This window comes from Amorphoplanes digitatis (assembly GCF_014205335.1).
Taxonomy (GTDB): domain Bacteria; phylum Actinomycetota; class Actinomycetes; order Mycobacteriales; family Micromonosporaceae; genus Actinoplanes; species Actinoplanes digitatus.
Map to the genome: position 1 here is coordinate 6,151,724 of NZ_JACHNH010000001.1, position 20,844 is coordinate 6,172,567.

General features: G+C 71.4%; 21 protein-coding genes and 1 pseudogene. 14 read left to right on the plus strand and 8 right to left on the minus strand.

From position 1 onward, the window contains the following. Positions 1–179 precede the first annotated feature (179 nt). The 5 genes and pseudogenes from BJ971_RS27005 to BJ971_RS42540 form a co-directional block, all read left to right on the plus strand. On the plus strand, positions 180–518 hold the full coding sequence (locus tag BJ971_RS27005; RefSeq protein WP_184996001.1) for a hypothetical protein: 339 nt from the start codon (positions 180–182) through the stop codon (positions 516–518). Next, positions 515–1,201 (plus strand): hypothetical protein, encoded by a 687-nt coding sequence (locus BJ971_RS27010; RefSeq protein ID WP_184996002.1) that lies wholly within the window; start codon positions 515–517, stop codon positions 1,199–1,201. Before BJ971_RS27005 ends, BJ971_RS27010 begins: the two co-directional genes overlap by 4 nt. Further along, positions 1,188–4,523, plus strand: a complete 3,336-nt coding sequence (locus BJ971_RS27015) for a WD40 repeat domain-containing protein (protein WP_184996003.1) — start codon at positions 1,188–1,190, stop codon at positions 4,521–4,523. Before BJ971_RS27010 ends, BJ971_RS27015 begins: the two co-directional genes overlap by 14 nt. Positions 4,524–4,593: 70 nt before the next feature. Continuing rightward, positions 4,594–5,493 carry an oxygenase MpaB family protein gene (locus BJ971_RS27020; RefSeq protein ID WP_184996004.1) on the plus strand — a complete coding sequence of 300 codons (900 nt, stop codon included), beginning with the start codon at positions 4,594–4,596 and terminating at the stop codon, positions 5,491–5,493. An 88-nt stretch (positions 5,494–5,581) separates the two neighbouring features. Then, positions 5,582–5,695 (plus strand): annotated as a pseudogene (locus BJ971_RS42540) (S24/S26 family peptidase); the annotation flags it as partial. 297 nt (positions 5,696–5,992) lie between these two features. On the opposite strand, the gene BJ971_RS27030 reads toward BJ971_RS42540, so the two are convergent. After that, positions 5,993–6,670 (minus strand): GAP family protein, encoded by a 678-nt coding sequence (locus BJ971_RS27030; RefSeq protein ID WP_184996005.1) that lies wholly within the window; start codon positions 6,668–6,670, stop codon positions 5,993–5,995. Between the two features lie 17 nt (positions 6,671–6,687). Next, the gene (locus tag BJ971_RS27035) at positions 6,688–7,809 is read right to left on the minus strand and encodes a catalase family protein (protein WP_184996006.1); all 1,122 of its coding nucleotides are present in this window, start codon (positions 7,807–7,809) and stop codon (positions 6,688–6,690) included. Between the two features lie 126 nt (positions 7,810–7,935). Here BJ971_RS27035 and BJ971_RS27040 point away from each other — a divergent pair, with 126 nt between their 5' ends. The 4 genes from BJ971_RS27040 (at position 7,936) to BJ971_RS27055 (ending at position 12,455) form a co-directional block, all read left to right on the plus strand. Next, positions 7,936–8,649: a hypothetical protein gene (locus tag BJ971_RS27040; RefSeq protein WP_203709088.1), complete on the plus strand. Its 714-nt coding sequence runs from the start codon at positions 7,936–7,938 to the stop codon at positions 8,647–8,649. A 74-nt stretch (positions 8,650–8,723) separates the two neighbouring features. After that, complete coding sequence (locus tag BJ971_RS27045; protein ID WP_184996007.1) at positions 8,724–10,046, plus strand: Dyp-type peroxidase; 1,323 nt, start codon at positions 8,724–8,726, stop codon at positions 10,044–10,046. Between the two features lies 1 nt (position 10,047). Beyond that, positions 10,048–10,746: a hypothetical protein gene (locus BJ971_RS27050; protein ID WP_203709087.1), complete on the plus strand. Its 699-nt coding sequence runs from the start codon at positions 10,048–10,050 to the stop codon at positions 10,744–10,746. A 98-nt stretch (positions 10,747–10,844) separates the two neighbouring features. Next, positions 10,845–12,455 carry a GGDEF domain-containing protein gene (locus BJ971_RS27055; RefSeq protein WP_239087138.1) on the plus strand — a complete coding sequence of 537 codons (1,611 nt, stop codon included), beginning with the start codon at positions 10,845–10,847 and terminating at the stop codon, positions 12,453–12,455. Between the two features lie 15 nt (positions 12,456–12,470). Here BJ971_RS27055 and BJ971_RS27060 read toward each other — a convergent pair whose 3' ends face one another. Beyond that, positions 12,471–13,037, minus strand: coding sequence for a dihydrofolate reductase family protein (locus BJ971_RS27060; RefSeq protein WP_184996008.1), 567 nt, complete (start codon positions 13,035–13,037; stop codon positions 12,471–12,473). 83 nt (positions 13,038–13,120) lie between these two features. Here BJ971_RS27060 and BJ971_RS27065 point away from each other — a divergent pair, with 83 nt between their 5' ends. Beyond that, positions 13,121–13,720: a TetR/AcrR family transcriptional regulator gene (locus tag BJ971_RS27065; protein ID WP_184996009.1), complete on the plus strand. Its 600-nt coding sequence runs from the start codon at positions 13,121–13,123 to the stop codon at positions 13,718–13,720. 196 nt (positions 13,721–13,916) lie between these two features. Further along, on the plus strand, positions 13,917–14,153 hold the full coding sequence (locus BJ971_RS27070) for a hypothetical protein (RefSeq protein ID WP_184996010.1): 237 nt from the start codon (positions 13,917–13,919) through the stop codon (positions 14,151–14,153). On the opposite strand, the gene BJ971_RS27075 is transcribed toward BJ971_RS27070, so the two are convergent. Continuing rightward, on the minus strand, positions 14,143–14,961 hold the full coding sequence (locus BJ971_RS27075; RefSeq protein WP_184996011.1) for an alpha/beta fold hydrolase: 819 nt from the start codon (positions 14,959–14,961) through the stop codon (positions 14,143–14,145). The genes BJ971_RS27070 and BJ971_RS27075 overlap by 11 nt on opposite strands. A 105-nt stretch (positions 14,962–15,066) precedes the next feature. Beyond that, on the minus strand, positions 15,067–15,660 hold the full coding sequence (locus BJ971_RS27080; protein WP_184996012.1) for a TetR/AcrR family transcriptional regulator: 594 nt from the start codon (positions 15,658–15,660) through the stop codon (positions 15,067–15,069). Between the two features lie 197 nt (positions 15,661–15,857). On the opposite strand from BJ971_RS27080, the gene BJ971_RS27085 reads away from it, so the two are divergent. Then, the gene (locus tag BJ971_RS27085; RefSeq protein ID WP_239087137.1) at positions 15,858–17,036 is read left to right on the plus strand and encodes a monooxygenase; all 1,179 of its coding nucleotides are present in this window, start codon (positions 15,858–15,860) and stop codon (positions 17,034–17,036) included. 69 nt (positions 17,037–17,105) lie between these two features. After that, positions 17,106–17,909 carry a leucine-rich repeat domain-containing protein gene (locus tag BJ971_RS27090; protein WP_184996013.1) on the plus strand — a complete coding sequence of 268 codons (804 nt, stop codon included), beginning with the start codon at positions 17,106–17,108 and terminating at the stop codon, positions 17,907–17,909. Positions 17,910–17,920: 11 nt separating this feature from the next. Here BJ971_RS27090 and BJ971_RS27095 read toward each other — a convergent pair whose 3' ends face one another. Both BJ971_RS27095 and BJ971_RS41635 read right to left on the minus strand, forming a co-directional pair. Further along, a complete protein-coding gene (locus BJ971_RS27095) occupies positions 17,921–18,799 on the minus strand; it encodes a hypothetical protein (RefSeq protein WP_184996014.1) in 879 nt (292 codons plus the stop codon). A 69-nt stretch (positions 18,800–18,868) separates the two neighbouring features. After that, on the minus strand, positions 18,869–19,219 hold the full coding sequence (locus tag BJ971_RS41635) for a hypothetical protein (RefSeq protein ID WP_377884873.1): 351 nt from the start codon (positions 19,217–19,219) through the stop codon (positions 18,869–18,871). A 37-nt stretch (positions 19,220–19,256) separates the two neighbouring features. On the opposite strand from BJ971_RS41635, the gene BJ971_RS27105 reads away from it, so the two are divergent. Beyond that, positions 19,257–20,081 carry an alpha/beta fold hydrolase gene (locus tag BJ971_RS27105; protein ID WP_184996016.1) on the plus strand — a complete coding sequence of 275 codons (825 nt, stop codon included), beginning with the start codon at positions 19,257–19,259 and terminating at the stop codon, positions 20,079–20,081. 47 nt (positions 20,082–20,128) lie between these two features. Here BJ971_RS27105 and BJ971_RS27110 read toward each other — a convergent pair whose 3' ends face one another. After that, positions 20,129–20,755 (minus strand): hypothetical protein, encoded by a 627-nt coding sequence (locus tag BJ971_RS27110; protein ID WP_184996017.1) that lies wholly within the window; start codon positions 20,753–20,755, stop codon positions 20,129–20,131. Positions 20,756–20,844 lie beyond the last annotated feature (89 nt).

The window sequence follows — 20,844 nt, forward strand, 5'->3', positions numbered from 1 at the left end:
GCGAGGACCAGGCACAGCCCCGCCGCGCCTCTCCGTCGTCGTCCCACGGTGTCCCCCGATCCACCGCCGCGACAGCGGTCTCTGCCAGTATCCGTCCACAGGCGGCGTCCTGGGTCCACAAAGGTCCGTGCTCTTCGATAGGTTGAGGCCTCTTGAACAGTTCGGCGGGAGCGGCTGGCATGGAGTGGACGACCGCAGCACTGCTGGGCATGGTCGGCGGCGGCATCGTCGAGGTCGTCGCCGTCTGGGGCAACCTCGCGGCCTGGCAGAAGGACCGCCACGCCGCCCGCCGCCGCGGCCGCCGGCTTCCGCCGGTGACCCGCTACATCGACCCGGCCGCCGACACGCTCGTCGCCGTCACCCGGCTGGCCCTCGGCGCGGCCGCCGCGGCCATCCTGCACACGCAGATCTCCGGTGCGCTCACCGCGATCGCGGTCGGCGCCTCCGGCCCCGCGCTGCTCGCCCAGCTCGGCGCGTCCCGCGTGCCGTCGGTGCCGGTGGAGAGCGGGACGCCGTGAGCGGTCTGTCCCAGCGCTACTGGCGTGCGCTGACCACGGCCCCGGCCGCCGGCCGGGAATCGCCGGGACCCCGAGCCTGGCAGGGGTACGGGCTGTGGCGCCGCTACTGGTCCACCCTGCTGGGTTTCCCGCTGCCCGCGCCGCACACCGCCGAGCCGGCGACGTTCGGCCGCGGTGTCACCGAGCCGACGGCCGAGGGCGCCCGGCTGCGGCTGCCCCGGTTCGACCGGCTCGCCGCGCGAATGGCCGCCACCGAGGAGACCGGCCATCCCGAGGCCCGGTGGAGCGTGGGCGACCGGGAGTTCGTCATCCGGGAGTCGGGGGCCGGCAGGATCGAGCTGCTCGTGCGGGCCGGCGGCCGGTTGCCGGCCGACCGGGTGCTGCCCGTCGAGGTCACCACCGTGAGCGGCAGCGACCGCTATCTTCTGCTGCTCGTGCCGGACACCGCGGGCGGATCGGTGGGGGTACTGCACCTGACCGGGATGTCCAGGTGGGCCGACGTGACCGTCGACGAGGACCTCGCGGTGGCGGAGCTCGACGGCGGCGACGCGGCGACCCTGGCAACGGTCGCGCGGTCGGTCAGGGCCACCCCCGATCCGGCGATGCCGGCCTGGGCGGCGATCGTGGCGGCCCGGCCCGACGACGACCCGCTGAGCCAGACGATCCAAGATGCCGCCCGCTGACCCCTACGAGCTGTGCACGCGGCTGCTGTACGGCCCCGGTACCTGGTTCGAGCTGTGCCGGAACGCCACCGGTGACCCCGGCGCCACCGACGAACTGCGGCGACGGCTGGCCGCGGGCGGCGACGCGGCGGCGGCCTTCGCGACCCGTGCCGCCTGGCCCGGCACCTCCCGGCTGTGGCAGGCCCCGACGGCGGCGCCCGGGCCGGCCGCGTCGGCGGCGCTCGCCGCCACCGACGTCGTCGCCGCTCTGGGCGGCGCGGCGGAACCCGGGGACCTGCTGCGCGGCGCCGCGGCGCACTGGCGCCGCGCCAACGTGCTGCCCGAGATGCCACTGACCGGCGCGGACATTCCCGCCGGCCGCGACTCGCCGCAGGCCGCGGTCCGGCGCCGGCTCGCCGTGCTCGCCGACGACGCCAACGGGCCGGACGCCGCCGCGTTCGGCCTGCTCGACCTGCTGGTTCGGGCGCTGACCGGCGAGTTTCCGCGCCGCCGCCGCGAGGCGCAGACACCGGTGCTGTTCGACCGGCGTTCCACCGGTGGGCACGGCACCCTGCGCCTGACGCTGCTCGACGGCGGGCCGCCCGGCCTCTACCCGGACCCGCGCGCCATGCTGTTCCTGGTCGGCGACCGGTGGTTCGCGCAGGCGCTGGACGTGGCGTGGCGCACCGCCGGGAAGTCGCTGCACCGGCGGTGCGTGGTGTGGCGCCTCACCACCGACGACACGCCCTGCGACGAGGTGACCGGCGGGTCGCTCGGCGCGGCCTTCGGGGTGGCGCTGACCGACCTGGCCCGGCGGACCCCGCCGCCGATACGGGTACGCCGGCTCGACCGCCGCCGCGCGATCACCGCCGGACTCGAACCCGACCAGCGGCTGTCCCCGGTCACCGGCGTGCCCAACAAGCTCGAGGCGGCGGTACGCCGGCGGTTGCGCGTCATCCTCGCCGGCTCCTCCGACCGGGAGAGCATTCCCGAGCCGTTGATGCGCGATGTCCGGCTGCGGTTCGCCGACGACCTTCCCGCGGCGGTACGGCTGAGCCGTACCCGTCTCAATCCGGCCTTCGTCTTCATCATGATCACGTTGATGGTCGCCGCGGCCGGGGTGACCGGCGGCATGCTCGCCGCCGTCCGGGCATCCCGGGCCACGCACCAGGGTGAGATCGCCGCCGGCCTGCTGCCCGCCGCCCGCGACCTGCGTGCCGTCGACCCCGCCGACGCTCTGCTGCTGGAGGGCCTCGCGACGCGGCGCGGCGCGCCCGGCGCGAGAGCCTCGCTGATCCGCAGCGCGCTGGCCAACCGCTATGCCGGCGCCCTGACCGGCACCGGTCTCCAGGTGCCCTGCGGCGGGTCACAGGTCTGGTCCCCGGACAGCACCCGCGTCGTCACCATTCGGCAGCTACCGCCGCGGGAGGTCGTGGTGTGGAACGCCCGGGACCGGACGGTCGACACGCGCATCCCGGTGCCCGCACAGGTGAGCGGCTGCGCCTTCGCCCCCGACGGGCGGACCCTCGCCCTCGCCGTCGGCGACCGGCTCCACCTCGTACCGGCCGGCGGCACGACGTTGCCCGCACCGGTCAGCGACGTCCCCGTGCAGAGCGTGCGGTACGCGCCCGACGGCCTGCTCGCGACCACGGCCAAGGGCGAGCCGACCCGGCTGTGGTCGGTCGCCGATCCGCGACGACCACGGCAACACGCCGTCATCATCACCGACCGCCGCGGATCCGCTGCCGCGCTCGCCTTCTCCCGCGACTCCCGCCTGCTCGCCGTCGCCGAGTACGAACGGGTGGTCCTGGCCGATGTCAGCCGGCCGGCCGAGCCCCGGGTCGTCGCCTCGATTCCGGGCCATGCGCAGGACCTCGCCGTCTCATCGCGGGGCATCCTCGCGCTCGGACTCGCCGACGGCATCCACCTGTGGGATGTCGGCGATCCGGCCCGGCCCGTCCGCGGCGGCACCGTGCCGGTGAGGTCGGCGTTCGGCCTGCCGACCGCCTCGCTCGGGTTCACCCCGGACGGCTCCCGGCTGGTCGGCGCGGCGGATGCGAAGAGCTACGTCTGGCAGCTCGGCGCGTCCGGCCCGACGCTGGTTCGCCACCTCGCGCTCACCAACGAGCAGGTGAGCAGCGCCGACCTCTCGCCCGACGGCGCGGTCGCCCTGGTGTTCACCGGTGAGGATCCCACGCTGTGGCGGGTGTCCGGTCTCGACGAACCACCCACCGTGGGTACGCTGCCGCTCGCACCGGCCCGGGTCACCGGCCTGGCCGCCCAGCCGGGATCGAACCGCCTGCTGGTCACGGTCGCCGGTGAGGGCGCCTCGCTGTGGGAGGTCGGCGATCCGGCCCGTCCGGTCCGCCTGGGAGCCGTCGAGCCGACCGGCGACTCGTTCTCGCGCAGCGTGTTCGACCGCGGCGCGACCCGTTTCGCGGTCGCCTCCGGCGACGGCATCGGTGTCTGGACGGTCGACTCCGGCGGCCGCTTCCGGCGGACCGGTGCCATACCGGCCATCGGCGCGAAGGGTGTGGAGCCGCGGGCGATGTCACCGGACGGCGCCCTGCTCGCCGTCGTCACCCGCCAGGACGCCGCGCCGACGGCGTCGGCGTCCGCGACGGCGTCGGTGTCGCTGTGGGACGTCCGCGCCGAGCCGCGACCGGTCAGCGTGCTGCCGGCGGGCGCCCAGCCCCGGATCATCGCCTTCTCCCCGGACGGCCGCACCCTGGTCACCGTCGTCGCGTCCACCACCGTGACCTGGTGGGACGTCTCCGACCCCGGCCATCCGTCCGCGCTGGCCACCCGGAACCTGCCCGCCGGCGAGGACGCGGCCGGGGTGATCGTCTTCGCACCGGACGGCCGCCGGATGTACGTGACCGGCGACAACGGTCCCGGCACGGTGTGGGACGTCGCGGATCCGGCGTCCCCGGTCCTGCTGAACACCGTGCGGGCCGACGCCGACGCGAACGCCGACCAGGCGGTACTCGCCGGATCCGCCCTGGTGCTCGCGGTGCCGGGCGCGATCGACATCTGGGATGTCGCCGATCCACGCGCGGCGGCTCGCGCCGTGGCCTTCGACAGCGAGGACGAGAACCCCGTCTACTTCGGCCACGCCGCCCTCACCCGCGACGGCCTGCTCGCCGCCACCCATACCGCCGACGGCGTTGTGGGCTACTACAACGGCGAGGCGCTGATCCGGCTGCGGAACCTCCAGCCGATCCTCGACGTCATCACCGATCCGATCGCCGCCGCCTGCCGGATCGCGGGCCATGACCTGAGCCGGCAGATGTGGGCGCGGTACGCGCCGGGCCTGCCGAACAGCCCGCTCTGTCCTCGCTGATATCGATCGTCGCCTTTGGTTGACGTCACCGTTAAGATATCAAATATCAAGCCTGGAGGGAGATGAGCCGATGGCCGCCGGGCTGTACCGCCATCGCAGGTTGCACCGGATCGCCGCTCTCGACCCGGAGCGCGACCACCTGGAGATCTACCAGCTGTCCGCCGGGCTCGAGTTCCCCTGGGACTACACCCGGGCGCTGGAGTTCGCGCTGTTCCGGACGTACTGCGTGCCGAGCGTCTCGCGGCTGCTGGCGGCGACCGGAGAGTTCCGCGACCGGCCGCAGCGGCGCTACGACGACACCCTGCTGCTGATGGCCGAGATCGCGGCGCACGGCTATGACTCGCCGCGCGGCCGGGAGGCGCTACGGGTGGTGAACCAGGCGCACGGCCGATACACGATCAGCAACGACGACATGCTTTACGTGCTCTCCACCTTCGTCTACGACCCGATCGACTGGCTCGACCGCTACGGCTGGCGCGCGCCGCACGACAACGAACGGCTCGCGGCGTTCCACTACTACCGCGAGGTGGGCAGGCGCATGGGCATCCGGGACATCCCGGCCGGCTACGCCGAGTTCCAGGCGTTCAAGCGGGAGTACGAGCGGCTCACCTTCGTCTACGCGCCGACCAACCGCGAGATCGGCGAGTACACCCTGGAGCTGTTCGCCTCCTGGTTCCCGCGGCCGCTGCGGCCCGCCGCCCGCCTGGGTGTGCGCGGCATGCTCGACGAACCGATGCTGCGCGCGTTCGGCTTCGACCCGGCACCGCGCTGGGTGTCCCGGCTGGCTCACGCCGGCCTGCGGGCCCGGGCCCGCGCGCTGCGGTTCGCGCCGCCCCGCCGCCGCTCGGTGCTCGGGGTGGCGCCGCACAACCGCAGCTATCCGGGTTATCCCGGCCGCTATCGTCCGGCCGACCTCGGCCCGGCCGCTCCCCCGGCGGACCTGCCGGCCGAGTTCCGGCGTCGCGGCTGAGCGTCTCCGCAACGCCGCCCTGGCCACCGGGCTGCTCCTGCTGCTGGGTGCGACGGCCCTGTTCCTGCTCCGCTACCGGGTGTACGCGGTGCCGACCGGGTCGATGGCGCCGGCGATCGTGCCGGGCGACCGGATCATCGTGGACACCTGGTCCAGTGGCGCCGCCCGCGGCGACATCGTGCTGGCCGATGCCGCGGCGGTGCCGGGCGGCGGCCAGGCGCGGGTGGTGAAGCGGGTGGCGGCGGTCACCGACGGGACCGTCGACGCCGGCCTGGTGCGTGGTTGTGTGGTCGCGGCCGGCACCGACGTCCGCGGAGAGGCCGCTGCCCCGTACCGTCCGGGCGCGGATGAAGACCTGGCCGGCCCGCACGTCGTTGCCGACCACGTAGACGTAGCTCATCGTGGCGCAGCCGGTCGAGCGGGCGCTCGGCGAAGGTGCTGTACCGCAGCTCAGAACGCAGGTAATACGCGAATCACGGATAACTTCAGAATCGGGGCATCAGGAGATCAGGATGCCGATGCCATCCCCGAGCAGCTTCATGCCGAGCACGACGAACAGGACCGTCATGATGGCGGCGTTGTGCAGCGCGGCCCAGTTCTTCCAGCTGGAAAGGGTGTTCCTGGCGCGCTCGCCCGCGATCAGGAACACCACAAGCGGGATCAGGATCCCCAGGGAGCCGATGAGCACGAACATCGTCAGCACCGCGATCTGCTGGTCGGTGGGAATCCCGGACGAGCTGATCGCGGCGGCCGCGGCGATGGTCAGCCCGGCGTTCTTGGCGTTGGCCGCGGACAGCACGAGCGAGAGCCCGAGGATCTTCACCGGGGTGAAGCGGTCGATCGCGGCCATCCACTTGGGCAGTTCCGCCTGCGAGGCGTCCCTGGGACGGTGACGCCACTGCTGGAGACCGAGCAGGAGGAGCAGCAACCCGATGACGAGTTTGAGCACGCCTACCCAGTCGGCCGGCTGCCCGTTCCCGGAGGCGCCCGCACCTCCCGAGAGCACCAGGGTGATCGCGCCGAGCGCCGAGAGTCCGACCAGCCAGCCGGCGGCGAACACCAACCCGCTCATTCGCCCACGCGGGGTCGCCAGGATGAGAATCATCGCGATGATCGGGAGCGGGCTGATCATCACGCCAGCCGCGAATCCCAGTTCGTCGCCGAGAACTGCGCCCATGCCGTCCTCCTGACCGTCTACGACAGCACTTCGTCCGCACTGGGTGGCTCGCGGCGTTCCTGGTTGTTGAGCTGGTGGCGCAGGATGGAGGACTGGCGGTAGACCTCCTTGCGTGCGCGCATCAGTTCGCCCAGCGGTGCGTGTGCGGCGGTGACCCGCCACGGGGTGAAGGAAAGCGCGTCCATCTTCGTGAGGTTGTCGCCGCTGGTGATGTCCTGCTGTGGCAGGCGCAGCTTGGCCACTGTGACGAACGGTGACAGCTTCTCCGGCCATTCGACGGTGAGGTCGTTGACGGGCATCCGCTCCAGGTCGGCGCAGAGCTGTACCTGGATGTCGAACGTGTACGGCCGGTCGCGGAGTTCGGCCGCCAGGGCGGGCCGGAAGACGTCCTCCGCGGACGACGGGTCGATGGTGCGCTGGACCACCGCCTGGGCACAGGCGGGGTCGGGGGCGAAGCGGACCTTGGCGATGTAGTCGCCGTGCCGGACCGCGCCCATCGACCAGTACGTCGACAGCAGGAGGTTGACCAGGGGCCGCTGGGCGACGACGAGGAAGGCCAGGAACTCGTCCCACGCCCACTCGTCCTCGCCCAGCGTTCCCTTGCCGGTGACGAAGTCCCGGTAGAATCGGTGCTGCCCGGGACGGCCCTGCGCGAAGTATTCCGGCGCCGCGAGGAACAGTTCCTGGATGAACAGGTAATGCTCGACGGTGTTGCAGAAGAAGACCGGTGCGTTGATGTTGGTGTAGTCGAACGTGCGGCTGCCGGGCTCGTCCTCGAGCAGCGTCTGCCCGTCGATGTCGAAGATCTTCAGCGCCAGCCCGGTCGCCTTGCCGAGTCGCGCGTCGGCACCGGCATGCGGCGAGCCGTTGGAGAAGCGGATGAGCGCGTCATGCCTGCCGGGTGTGGCGTAGATGCCCTGCGCGTACTCGGCGGGCAGCCGGTCGAGGATCTCGACCTCACCTCTGACGAGTCCGTATCCCTTGGCGTGCGCGTCACGCACCGCCTGCCCGGTGCCCTCGGACTCGACCGACCCGGTGATGAACCGCTGGGTCTTCCCGATCACCGTCTGTGCGTGCTTGTCGAAGTGCGGATCGACGACCTCGACGTCCGGGCTGTAGGGAACGAACTTCGATGCCATGACTCGACCGACTCCACCTGTGTTCGATATCAGGCCTATGGGGTGATTCGTGGTGAACTCTAGCCGAGCTCGATGCCGCTGATTCCGGGATTGAGACAGATCGCAGTCCGTAGGCAGACTGCGGCGTTGTTTCTGTTCCGTCTTTCCGCAATCCCGCAGTCCGGCGTCGGCGTCGCGGCCAGAATCGGTGACGAGGGCGATGGCGCCTCATCCCTGAGCACCGGGCGACCCTCGGACGGATCCCGCGGCAGGAGACTCACCATGGCCGGAAAGTCGACAGCCCAGCTGGAGCGCAAAGGCGCGAAGGATGGGATGAGCACCGAGTTCACCGTATTTGCCAAGATCAGGCCGGGTCATGCGGACAAGCTGCGCAAGGTTCTCGCGACAATGGCCAGCCCGGCGGCGGATGCCAAGGCCCACGATGCGGTGCGCCAGATCGGTACCCTGCACGACGCGCGCCACGTGATATTCGACAACGACACACAATTCATGTTCGCCAGCGTCTTCGACGGCACCTGGGACGCCTACATCGACGACTTCGCCAAGACGGTGGTCGGTGACCGTTTCGGAGAGGTTTTCCAGCACTGCGAAGACTTCCCCGGCATCAAGGATCCGGGGGTGAAGAACTGGTTCCTCGAGCGCCAGGAGCCCGCGGCGGTGTTCATCAGTTCCTATCCCGATCTGACCGTTCAGCAGATCTGGAAGGACCAGCACGTCAACGAGGCGTTCCAGGCACTGCTGGACACCCAGGAATTCCGCGAGATGCTGGACAACCCGGCGATCGCGGAACTGAAGGCCACGCCGGAGTTCCAGAGGCTGATGGCGGAAGCGGAAGCCTAGGGGCGGAATCCCCGCCCGCGCCTGCGACCCCCGTGGGGTTGTCCACGTAGGACCGATGCGGAAGCACAGATGACATGACGGGCATCGAGATCGACGACATCCAGAGCGCGGCACTGCGTCCGCGGCCGGTGCCGTATGTGGGAAGGTTCGCCTTTCTGCGCGTCGACGACCGCCACGCCGGGCGTGCCCTGCTGCGGCGGCTGCTCCCGGCGATCGACGGCGGCTGGCCCAGCCCCGACCCGAGCCAGGACGCCTGGGTGGCGGTGGCGTTCACCTACCAGGGGCTGCGGGCCCTCGGGGTACCCCAGGAGTCGCTGGACAGCTTCTCGCAGCCGTTCCGCGAGGGCATGGCCGCGCGGGCGGACCACATCGGCGACGTGGGCGAGAGCGCCCCGGCCAACTGGGAGCCTCCGTTCGGAACCGGCGAGGTGCACATCGCGGTGAGCGCGCTCTCTCCCGATGCCGCCCGGCTGCACAAGGCTCTCGAGCGCGCCCACGTCGCCTTTCACGAAACACCCGGCGTGGAGGTCATCTGGCAGCAGGAGGTTCGCCAGCTCCCGACCGGGCGGACCACCTTCGGCTTCCGCGACGGCATCAGTCATCCGAACATCGAGGGCGTCGGCCTGCCCGGCTCCAACCCGCGGGAAACTCCGATCAAGGCCGGCGAGTTCATCCTCGGCTACCCCGACGAGACCGGGAACCTGCCGCCCATGCCCAGCCCCGATGTGCTGGGTCACAACGGAACCTACGTCGCCGTTCGCAAGATTCACACCAAGGTCGCGGCCTGGCGACAACATCTGCGCGCGAACAGCTCCGGCGCCGAGGACGAGGCGCTGCTGGCGGCGAAGATGGTCGGGCGCTGGCCCAGCGGAGCGCCGCTGACGCTCGCCCCGGACCACGACGACCGGGAACTGGGCGCTGATCCGCACCGCAACAACGACTTCCTGTACCGCGAGAACGACAAGCACGGCCTGCGGTGCCCCGCCGGCGCGCACATCCGGCGGGTCAACCCCCGCGACGCCGACATCATCGGCGACGCCCGGATGCACCGCCTCATCCGCCGCGGCACCACCTACGGCCCGCCGCTGCCGGAGGGCGTCACGGAGGACGACGGCGCCGACAGGGGCCTGATCGGCGTCTTCACCGGAGCGCACCTCGACCGGCAGTTCGAATTCATCAAGGCCGAGTGGGTGAACGACGGCAACTTCATCGGCTACCCCGGCGAACAGGACCCGGTCGCCGGACACCACGACGGAACCGGCACCGTGACCATCCCCGACAAACCGATCCGCCGCCGCCTGAAGAACCTGCCCAGCTTCGTGGCCACCCGCGGCGGCGAATACTGCTTCCTACCGGGCCTGCGCGCCCTGCGCTGGATCACCGAACTCCAGGACTGACGTGAGCGAAGCCCGGCCAGCGCCGCACGCCAGGATGCGCCGGGCGATCCGGCGTGTGCTCACCGCGCCGCGCGCGGCGGCGGTCGCGGGCATCGCCTTCGCCCTGCTGCTGGGCGCGATGCTCATCCTCGTCCGGCTCGCCGTACCCCCGGGATCGGCTGACACAGACGCCCTGTTGGACGACGCGTCACGGCGCAACTCCATCCGGCTCGCGCTGAACCTGGCACCGTACGCCGGAATCACGTTCCTCTGGTTCATCGGCGTGATCCGCGACAACGTCGGCGAACGCGAGGACAGGCTCTTCGCCACCGTCTTCCTCGGCAGCGGCCTGCTGTTCCTGGCGATGCTCTACACCTCGATGGCGCTCTGGGCCGCGCTGGTCGTGACCTACACCGACGGGACCGTCGGCAACGACGGCGCCGACCTCGCCCGGACCACGGCGCACGTCCTCACCAGCATCTACGCCGTGAAGATGGCGGCCGTCTTCATGATCTCGACGTCGACCATCGCCCTTCGATCCGCGTCGCTGCCGCGCTGGCTGGCGCTTCTGGGCTTCCTCCTCGGGCTGACCCTGCTGATCGGTTCCAGCTTCGCGCCGTGGGCAGAACTGATCATGCCGGTGTGGGTCCTGCTGTTGAGCGTCGTCCTCCTGATCGGCACCTACCGGAGACCGGAGACCGGGCAGGAGTACGAACGATGACGTGGTCGGCCACTGCCCGTGCGTCGCCTCACGGTGCCGCCGGAATCGCTCAGCCACGGTCGCCTGAGCCCGATGTGACATCGGTGAACCGGCTGGGGGTGGATTCGTTGGACGGCGGCATGGCCGGCGCGGAGGAGCTGTCGACCGCCCTGCTCGTGCTGGAGGAGCAGCACGTCACGGATGCCGAGGCCAGTTATGCCACCGCCGTGGAGCTGGAACGGCAGGCGGCCGCCCTCGGCGACGGACACCTGCTCGCGCGGGCCCGCGTCTGCCGGGGCAACATGCTCATCCGTACCGGTGACCTCGCCGGTGCCGCACGGGCCGTCTACGGCGTACAGGCGTGGGCTACCGCGCACGGGAACCGGCGGCTGCGGGCCCGCGTTCACGCCGCCTGCGCGACCATCGAGGAGCTGGCCGGCGACACGGCGAAGGGCCTGGAACACTCGCTGAGCGCGGTCGAGCTGCTCGATGGGACCGCCACCGCGTACATGCAGGTCTGGTACCGCGTCAGGCTGGCCGACGGGCTGGCCTTCAACGGCGACATGGAGGCCGCGCGGCTGCGCTACCGCCAGGCCGAGACGCTGGCCCGGGAGCTGCGGCAATGGGAGCGGCTCATGAGAGTCCTCAACAACTGGGCCAGCTCCGAGCACGTCGCGGGCGAGTTCCCGCGCGCGCGGGACGTCGCCCGCCGGATGCGGGAGCACGCCGCGGCGCACGGCCTCGACCTCGACCCGGTCGCGCTGGACACCATCGGCGCGATCCAGATCGAGAACGGCGAGTTCGCCGAGGCGGAACAGACGATGCTGGCGTGCATCGCCCGGCACGAGGCCGGGGAGATCGACTCCGCAAACGATCTGGCCCACTACCTGGTGACGCTGGCCCGCGCCCGGCGAGGTCTCGGCGCGACCGGCCGCGCCCAGGCGAGCCTGGACGCCTCCCGCGCGCTGTGCGTCGCACGCGACCTTCCCGAGGTCCTGGTCCGGGTGCACCAGGAGCAGGCCGAACTTCATTCCGTACGCGGAGAGCACGCCGAGGCGTTCGCCGCGCACAAGGTCTTCGCCGCCGCCCGCGAGGAGTGGCGCGTGCGGCAGGAGCAGGGGACGGCGCTGATCCGGCACACCATGTTCGAGGTGGCCGAGGCCCGCGAGGAGGCGGCCCGGTTCCGTGAGCAGGCCCGCCGGGATCCGTTGACCGGCCTGCGGAACCGCCGCTACATCGACGAGGAACTGCCCGCCCTGATCGCGGCCGACCCCGACCTGAGCGTGGCGGTCTGCGACATCGACCACTTCAAGCGGATCAACGACGAGCTGTCCCACGACGTCGGCGACCAGGTACTCGTGCAGGTCGCCAAGCTGCTCGAGACCGAGCTGGCCGCCGTGGCACCGGACGGGTTCGTCGCACGGCTCGGCGGCGAGGAGTTCCTCCTCGTGCTGCGCGCCACCCCGGTCGACCTGGCGGTCAGGCGGCTCGACCGGATCCGGCGCGCCATCGGCGACCACGGCTGGCACGCCACCACCGGCGGGCTGCCCGTCACCGTCAGCATCGGCGTGGCCGGCGCCGGCGAGACGTACCCTCGCAGCCAGTCTGCGGCCCTGTCCGCCGCCGACCGCAACCTGTACGCCGCCAAACACGCCGGCCGCGACCGCGTCGTGAGCGGAACGCCGCCCGAGCCCCGCCCCCGCGCCTACCGCGACCGCGCCACGCCCTGAACTCAGCCGCGTCGGCTAGCTGGCGCTGTACCGCAGCACCATGACGCCGCTCGTCAACTGCGTCGTCTCGAGCAGGGCGAACTGGTGCGGGTCGAACCCGGTCTCCGCGAGCCGGATGCCGGACCCGGCGACCACCGGATTCAGTTTGATCACCAGCTCGTCGACGGCGGGTAGCAGCCGGCCGGCCAGGTTCCCGCCGCCGGCCAGCCAGATGTCCATGCCGGGCTCCTGCTTGAGCTTGTCGACGACGGTGCGCGGGTCGTCGGCGACGACGCGTACGGCCGGGTCCGGTGACGTCATCGACCGGGAGAAGACGATCTGCTGAAGGTGCGCGTACGGGCTGGTGATGCCCGCCTTGAGCGCCGGTTCGTAGGTGTTGCGGCCCATCACCACCGTGTCGAAGTTCCGGTTGGGCGCGTCGATGCCCATCGGCGCGCGTGCCTGGGTGGGCACGGTCTCGGGGTAGCGCGTGGCCATGAACTGGATGGCGACGTCCTGTGCGCCGAAGAAGTCCCAGGACCCGTCCGGTGCGGCGATGTAGCCGTCGATGGTGGTGGCCACGAAGTACACGAGCTTTCGCATGCGGGCTCCTCGAAAGTTAACCACTATGGCTGTCGTGGTTCGAGTGTACGGCAGCTGTAGTGGTTCCTGCTACCGTGATAGGCATGGCCCGCAACCCCGACCGCCGCCGCGCACTCGCCGACGCCGGCCTCCGGGTGCTCGCCGAGAGCGGCGCCCGAGGGCTCACCCACCGCGCCGTCGACACCGAGGCCGGTGTCCCGCTCGGCACGGCGTCGAACTACTTCCGCTCGCGCGACGCGCTGCTCGGCGCGCTGGGCGAGCGGATCATGGAACGGTTCGCCCCGGACGAGGCCGTCATCGCGGAGCTGGCCGCCCGCGCGCCGAGCCGGGAGCTGTTCATCGACTACATGCGCTACATCGTCGAGCGCACCACCCGGCAGCCTGAGCTGACCCGGGCGCTGATCGAGCTGCGGCTGGAGGCGGCCCGGCGGCCCGGGCTGGCGGCGAGTCTCGGGCAGACGCTGCGCCGTGGCTACCGCGACGACGTCGCCTATCACGCGACGACCGGGCTGGCCGGCGGGCCGTACGAGATCGCGCTACTGCACTACGCGCTGGACGGGTTGCTGCTCGACATGCTGACGACCTCGATCGAGGCGGACACGGATCCGGACACCGTGGTGGCCACCTTCGTGGACCGGCTGGTGTTCGGCGACCCGCACGAGAACGGTGAGCGGACACCCTGAACAGCCGGGTCGGGGTGCAGGACCATGGCGAACGTCGTCCGGCGGCGCCGCCGGCCGCCCTTGCGCGCCCGCAGGGGTTGCACCAGATCGGTGATCGCGGCGGTGGACCCGGAGCGGATCTTCGTCGTCGGGCACTCCACCGGAGCCGTACCTGGCCCACGACCCGCGCCCGGACCTGGCCGGCATCGACCGGCCGGTGCCGGCGATCACCGGTGGCAAGGACGTCCAGGTCGATCCGGCCGACGTGGCACGCATCGGCCGGCTCGTGACCGGCCCGTTCGACGGCGAGGTGCCGGACGACCTGACCCACCTGCTCCGCCGCGACCCCGGACCGCCGGGACTGTGGCGGTACCGGAGTCAGCTCACCAGGCCGGTCGACGGCCGGGTGCTCGACCGTATCGGGGCATGGGCCCAGGCCCGCCTCACGCGGTGACGAAGTCGACGACCTCGGCCACGACGTCCGGGTCGCGCAGCAGCCGCCGGTGCCCGAGCCCTTCGGTGACGTGCAGCCGCGCCGCGGGCCACGCCTCCGCGATCGCCGCGCCGCCGGCGACCGGGGTGTACCTGTCGTCGCGGTCGTGCACGACAAGGGTCGGCGGCATCGCGACCGCGCGACCGAGCTCCGGCACGTCGAAGTGGTGCATCGGTACGCCGACGCGGCGCTCGACGCGCGCGATCAGCCGCCGGTAGGTGGGCTCGCCGAAGCCGAGCACGTCCGCGAGCTCGCGGGCGTGCGACACCGGGCTGGCCATCGGGGCCAGTAGCACGATCCGGCCGGCGGGCAGGCCGTCGCAGAGGGCGACCGCGGTGGCGGTGCCGCCCATCGAGTGTGCGATCACGGCGCGGGCCGGGCCGAACTCGGCGACGACCGCGGTGAGTGCGGCCGCGAACTCGGGGACGGACGACGACCGGGGCCCGTACGCGCCGGGGCCGGACCGGCCGTGACTGGGCGCGTCGAACGCCACGACGCGGTGTCCGCGGTCCACCAACGGCGTCACGAACGAGGCCAACTGGCCGGCGTGGCCGCCCCAGCCGTGCATCAGGAACACCGTCGGACCCTCGCCCCACACCTGCCCGGCGACGTCGAGCCCCTCGGCGCGGACGGTGAAGGTACGGCCGCCCGGCACCGGAACCGGCCGGGCCGGGGCGGCGGCTCCCGGCAGCGTGAACCAGATGTGCTCGGCCCAGCGGGCGGCGAGCGCGGGGGCGGCGCGGTTCAGCACCGCGAACGCCGCCCGCACCGGCGGCGGAGCCTTAAAGAAACGAACGGTCGTGCTTTTATGCGTACGCGAATCGGCAGTGGCGGTCATACCGGGGTGTCCTTCTCTCGGTCGGTGCGGGTCGCGTCAGTCGGACGGGTTGGTGCGGGCGGCGGCGAGCAGCGCCTCGAAGGCGCTGCGGGCGCGGCCGTCGGCGCGCTCGTCGCCGAGCAGCCGCAGCATGTGGTGGCGGGCGAGGATCACGCCGTAGAAGTCCTGTGCGAACTGGTCGGGGTCGGCGTCGCCACGGAACTGCCCCTCGGTCAGACCGGACCGGAACACCGCGCCGATCGTCTCGAACATGTCGCGCTCGTCGCGGACCAGCCGGTCGCGCACGGCGCCGGGCCGGTCGTCGAACTCCGTCGCGGCGGCGACGAACGGGCAGCCACCGGGCAGCGCGTCCCAGGCCAGCCACCGGTCGAACAGCTCACGCAGCCGGGGCTCGCCGCGCGGTGCGCGCAGCGCCGGCCGGGCAACGGCCTCCTCGAAACGCGCCCGGGCATACTCCAGCACCTGGAGCTGCAAAGCCTCCTTGGACCGGAAGTGCCCGAACAGCCCGCTCTTGGACAGCTCGGCCTGCTCGGCCAGCGAGCCGATGGTCAGGCCGCTCAGCCCGACGCGGCGCGCGACCTCCATGGCATGGTCGAGCACCGCCGTCCTGGTTTCCTCGCCCTTGCTCACCCACCAACAAAAGCACGACCGTGCGGGAAATGCAAGGCACCCTGGGATGGGCGGGGGAAGGCACCCAGAGACGATCCCGGATGTGCGCCGCCCCCGCGGCGGAGAGAATCCGGGAGGGGACGCCGGAAGGCGTCGTCTCGAGCCGCCCGAGGTCCGGCGATCGCGCTGGGCGCGGGCCGACGGCGAGGGAGGCACCCGTGGGACCCGCGACGGGGAAAGGCAAGCGAATCGTGGCCGTGATGGCCGTCCTGGCCATGGCCGCGGCGAGCGCGGCGTGCGGCGGCACCACCGGCGAACCGGCGGCCGACGTGCCGTCGCACCAGCCGGAGAGCGGCCACGGGCACGCCCCGCCGCCGTCGCAGGCGCCGCTGCGAGCCGGTGAACGTTTCGTGACCCTGACGATGCCCCAGCCGTACACGCCGGTCGCGCCCGGCGGCGGCACCGACGAGTACCGCTGTTTCCTGGTGGATCCGAAGCTCACCACCGCGGCGTCCCTGACCGGCAGCCAGTTCCTGCCGCAGAACGGGGACATCGTGCATCACGCGATCTTCTTCCGGATCGCTCCGGCGGACGTCGCCGAGGCTCGCTCACTCGACGAGAGCACACCCGGCGAAGGCTGGCAGTGCTTCGGCGACTCGGGCGTACAGGACGACGCGTGGGTGGCCCACTGGGCGCCGGGAGCGAACGAGGTGCTGCTCGGCGAACACCTGGGATACGAGATGCCACCCGGCAGCCAGTTGGTCATGCAGGTGCACTACAACCTCCTGGCGACCGGCGGAAAGTCGGGCGCCACCGATCGGTCCAGCATCCGGCTGCGCCTGGCCGACACCGCGGCGACGACCCCACTGGAGACGTTCCAGTTGGCCGGGCCGATCGAGCTGCCCTGCACCAAGCAGGAGAGCGGCCCACTCTGCGACCGGGCCGCGGCGGTCAAGGACGTCGGCCGCCGCTTCGGCGCCGATGTCGGCGGCATGGAGGACGCACTCCTCCAACAGTGCAGCGCGGGCCGGGCCGTCGCCGGAGACACCCAGCACTGCGACTACCCGATGCCTGGCGCCGCCACCGTCTACGCCGCGGCCGGGCACATGCATCTGCTCGGCCGGTCCATCAAAATCGAACTCAACCCGGGTACCGCCGCCGCCAAGACCTTGCTGGACATCCCGAAGTACAACTTCGACGACCAGGCCCTCCGGCCGCTGGCCACCCCGGTGCACCTCAAGCAGGGCGACAAGCTACGGGTCACCTGCACCCACGACGCCGGCCTGCGCAAGCTGCTACCGCAACTCCGTCAACTCCCGCCGCGCTACGTGGTGTGGGGCGACGGCACCGCCGACGAGATGTGCCTCGGCCTACTGATCGGCACTCCCGGGTCGTGACATGCACGAGCGGGCTCGGCGCACCGCCGAGTCCGCTTCCGATTCCGAACGTGAGTAGCCTCCGGGTCCATGGGTGACACGGGGATACCGCCACGAGTGTTTACGAACCGGTTCGCCGACGCTGTGGGGCCGTCGGGCGATCAGCCGGCGCGGGACTTCTGCCGGTGCGTGGGGAACTCGGCGGCGAAGCGGCCGGCGAGCGTGGCCTTCCACGCCGAACGTCAGAACACCGAAAGCCTTGGCTGGCAGCGCCTGCTGGCGCTGATCGAGGAGGCCGCGGCCGACGGCCGGACCGTCTTCAAGCCCTTCGTGGAGCTGAGCGCCGCCGAACGTCGAGAGATCATCACCCTGCCGCCGACCATCGCCACACTGACCGAGGTCAGGCACCTCGTCCTGTACGGCACCAACCTGGTGCGAATCCCACCGGAGATCGGGGCGATGACCAGCCTGGAGGTGTTCGAGCCATACACCTCGCGCCGGCTGCATTGGTACCCGCACGAGCTGACCCGATGCCTCAGGCTCCGGGACAGCACGGTCAGCACGCGCGTGCTGTACGGCAACTTCAAGTTCCGGCCGCCGTTTCCGAGACTGCGCCCGGTGACCACCGCGGCCGAGGCCGACCTCACCCAGCTCGATCCTCGAACATGGGGCGCGGACGCGGTCGGCACCTGCGGCGTGTGCGCCGGCCCGGTCGATCGGGAACTGCACCAGCGATGGATCTCCCTGGCGGTCGCTACGGACGTACTGCCGATGCTGGTCAATGCCTGCTCCGCGGCGTGCCTGGCAGCGCTCCCTCCCGCCCATCCCGGCTACGTTCCGACACCGCACCTCGGCGGCCCTGACCTCGTGCAGCCCACGACCCGAGGCTGGTAGGGCGAAAGCGTTCAACGGCGTTGTCGTGGCGGTGGCAGCGCTCGATGGGCCAGCTGAATGAGGAACGACTTCGGTGGTTGCCAGACGCCGCGATCCTCGAACGGCCATGCGTAGGTGAGGGCTCCGTCCCGGATGCAGTCCAGCAGGGCCGGTGCCTCGAGTTCGTGAGCCGACCATTCATAGAGTTGCCGCAACCTCGGGGTGATCACCCCGTAGTCCAGGAGCCGGCCGAATCCGAGTTCGTCCTTCAGGTAGGTGCGGACCGTGTCGCGGAGCGGGTACTCGTCCGGGAGGACGCGGGAGAGCTGTAGGAAGATGCCGGTCATGCCCAGCCTCGGGTCACCGAGGAGCGGGGCGAGCGGGCCCAGCCAGCCCAGTGAGATCCGCGGGGCGGCGACGAGGGCGTGTGCGTACAGCACCCGGCAGAGCACGACGTTCATGAAGAAGCGCTCGGCCTCGTTCTCCGCCTCCGCCAGGTCGCGGTGTGCGAGGTAGGCGGCGACCACGCTGCCGTTGTGTGCCTGATACCAGGTCCGGGCGGTCGGCCTACCGGCGAAGGACATCCAGAATTCGACAGTCCGGGAGGAGGCCGGGCCGGTGAGGTCGCCGCTGAGGGCCACCGCCTCGCAGCCGTCTCGAAGGATGCGCTCGTTGACCGCCCGCCACCATGGACTGCCGGGACGGTCGCCGGCGGGCGGTCGCAGCAGTCCTCGCCGGAACTGCCATCGCATGAACGACAGCGCCGCGCGGCGGAACGGCAAGTGCCGCGGGGCTCTGCCGAGTGGGCCGTGGTAGCAGCGACTTAGCAGGGCGATCCGCGCCGCCGGATCGTCGCGGACTGTGGCGACCTGCTGCTCGGCCCACGCGGCAGCGGCGCCTACCGGTCTCACGTCAGACCGCTGTCTGCCTCGGCTTCACCCCGACATGGTCGCACGCCCGGGCTTCGCCCGATCGCCGTTCTAGCCCCTGCGCCCGAGAGTCGCCAGGAGCACGGCCAGCCCGGCGCCGCCGACCACCAGCAGTGCGGGTAGTGACGGCACGCGACGTGCCAGCACATCGCGATCACCGCCGCTGCTCAGCAGCGACCACCGCGACCGGGCCGACAGCGCCGAGCCGACGGACAGGACCGACGAGGCGGAGAAGGCGGACAGGGTTGATCCCACGGAGGCGACCGACAGCGCGGAGCCGACCGAGCCGACGCTCAGCACCGAACCGGCCGAACCGATCGACAGCACCGATCCGCGACTTGCGATAGACAGAAAGGAGTTCTCCGACCACAACGACAGACCAGCCACGGCAGTCATTGTCACACAGCGCCACTCGGCGCCGGTGCCCCTTGGAGGCGACATGGGAACGATTACCACCACTGACGGCACGGAGATCTTCTACAAGGACTGGGGCTCCGGCCAGCCGATCGTGTTCAGCCACGGGTGGCCGCTGTCGTCGGACGACTGGGACGCCCAGATGATGTTCTTCCTGCGGCACGGCTACCGGGTCATCGCGCACGACCGTCGCGGGCACGGCCGCTCCACGCAGACCGGCGACGGTCACGACATGGACCACTACGCCGACGACCTGGCCGCACTGACCGCCCACCTCGACCTGCGCGACGCCGTACACGTGGGCCACTCGACCGGCGGCGGCGAGGTCGTCCGCTACCTGGCCCGGCACGGCCAGAGCCGGGCCGCCAAGGCGGTCCTGATCAGCGCGGTGCCGCCGCTGATGGTGCAGACCGAGGCCAACCCCGGCGGCCTGCCGAAGAAGGTCTTCGACGACATTCAGGCCCAGGTGGCCGGCCACCGGTCCGAGTTCTACCGCGACCTGCCGGCGACCGCCTTCTACGGCTTCAACCGGCCGGGCGTGGAGCCCGTCGAGGCGATCATTCAGAACTGGTGGCGTCAGGGCATGATGGGCGGCGCGAAGGCACACTACGACGGCGTCGTCGCGTTCTCGCAGACCGACTTCACCGAGGACCTCAAGAAGATCACGGTGCCGGTCCTGGTCATGCACGGCGATGACGACCAGGTGGTGCCGTACGCGGACTCCGCGCCGCTGTCGGCCCGGCTGGTGCGGAACGGCACGCTCAAGACGTACCCGGGATTTCCGCACGGCATGCCCACCACCCAGGCCGAGACCATCAACGCGGATCTCCTGACCTTCCTGCGGTCCTGATCCCTGCCAGCTGATCGGGCTCGGCGCACCGCCGAGCCCGATCTCCGCTACTCGTAGCAGGCTTGGTCGTGGTACTGCAGGGTCAGCTCGACCACCATGGACTTGCTGACCACGATCCGGTAGACCGCCTTGGGGTTGCCGGGCACCGGCACCGCGCCGCGCCCGCTGCCCACCGAGCCGTCCTGGTCGGCGCCGGTGACGTCCTTCCAGGACGGGTAGGCCTTGCGCATCGCCTTGAAGGTGCTGCCGATCCTGATGCCCTCCGGGGTGCTCAGGCCGGGGTGCGCGTCGATGATCTCGATGCCCCGGTTCTTGCTGTAATAGACCAGGCCGTCGTTGCCGGCGTTCTCACCCGTGGCGCCGAGCAGGTGGGTCGGGTGCGAGCAGCCGGTGTTCGTCGCCGTCCATCCGGCGGTGAGGCCGGTCGCCTCCGCCTGCTCGCGCGTCATGCCGAGCTTGAGCGCGCCGACGCCGAACGGCCCGATCACCGCCGGCGCCTTCGAGGTAACGGGCGCGAACGAGACCGGCGTCGACGTGGCGGGCGCGGGCACCGACGGCGCCGCGGAGACGGTGGGGTTGGGGCTCACGGTGCCGTCGACGTGCGGCACGGAGCTGGTGCATCCGGTCGCCAGCGCCACGCAGAGGATCGTTCCGGCGAGGGGAATGGTGCGCATGTGTGGTGCCTTCCGATCGCATGTTCTCTTGGTCTGTCTCCAAGTTCGATGCGACCCTCGGCGCCTTTGTTCGGGAATCCAGGTCACGA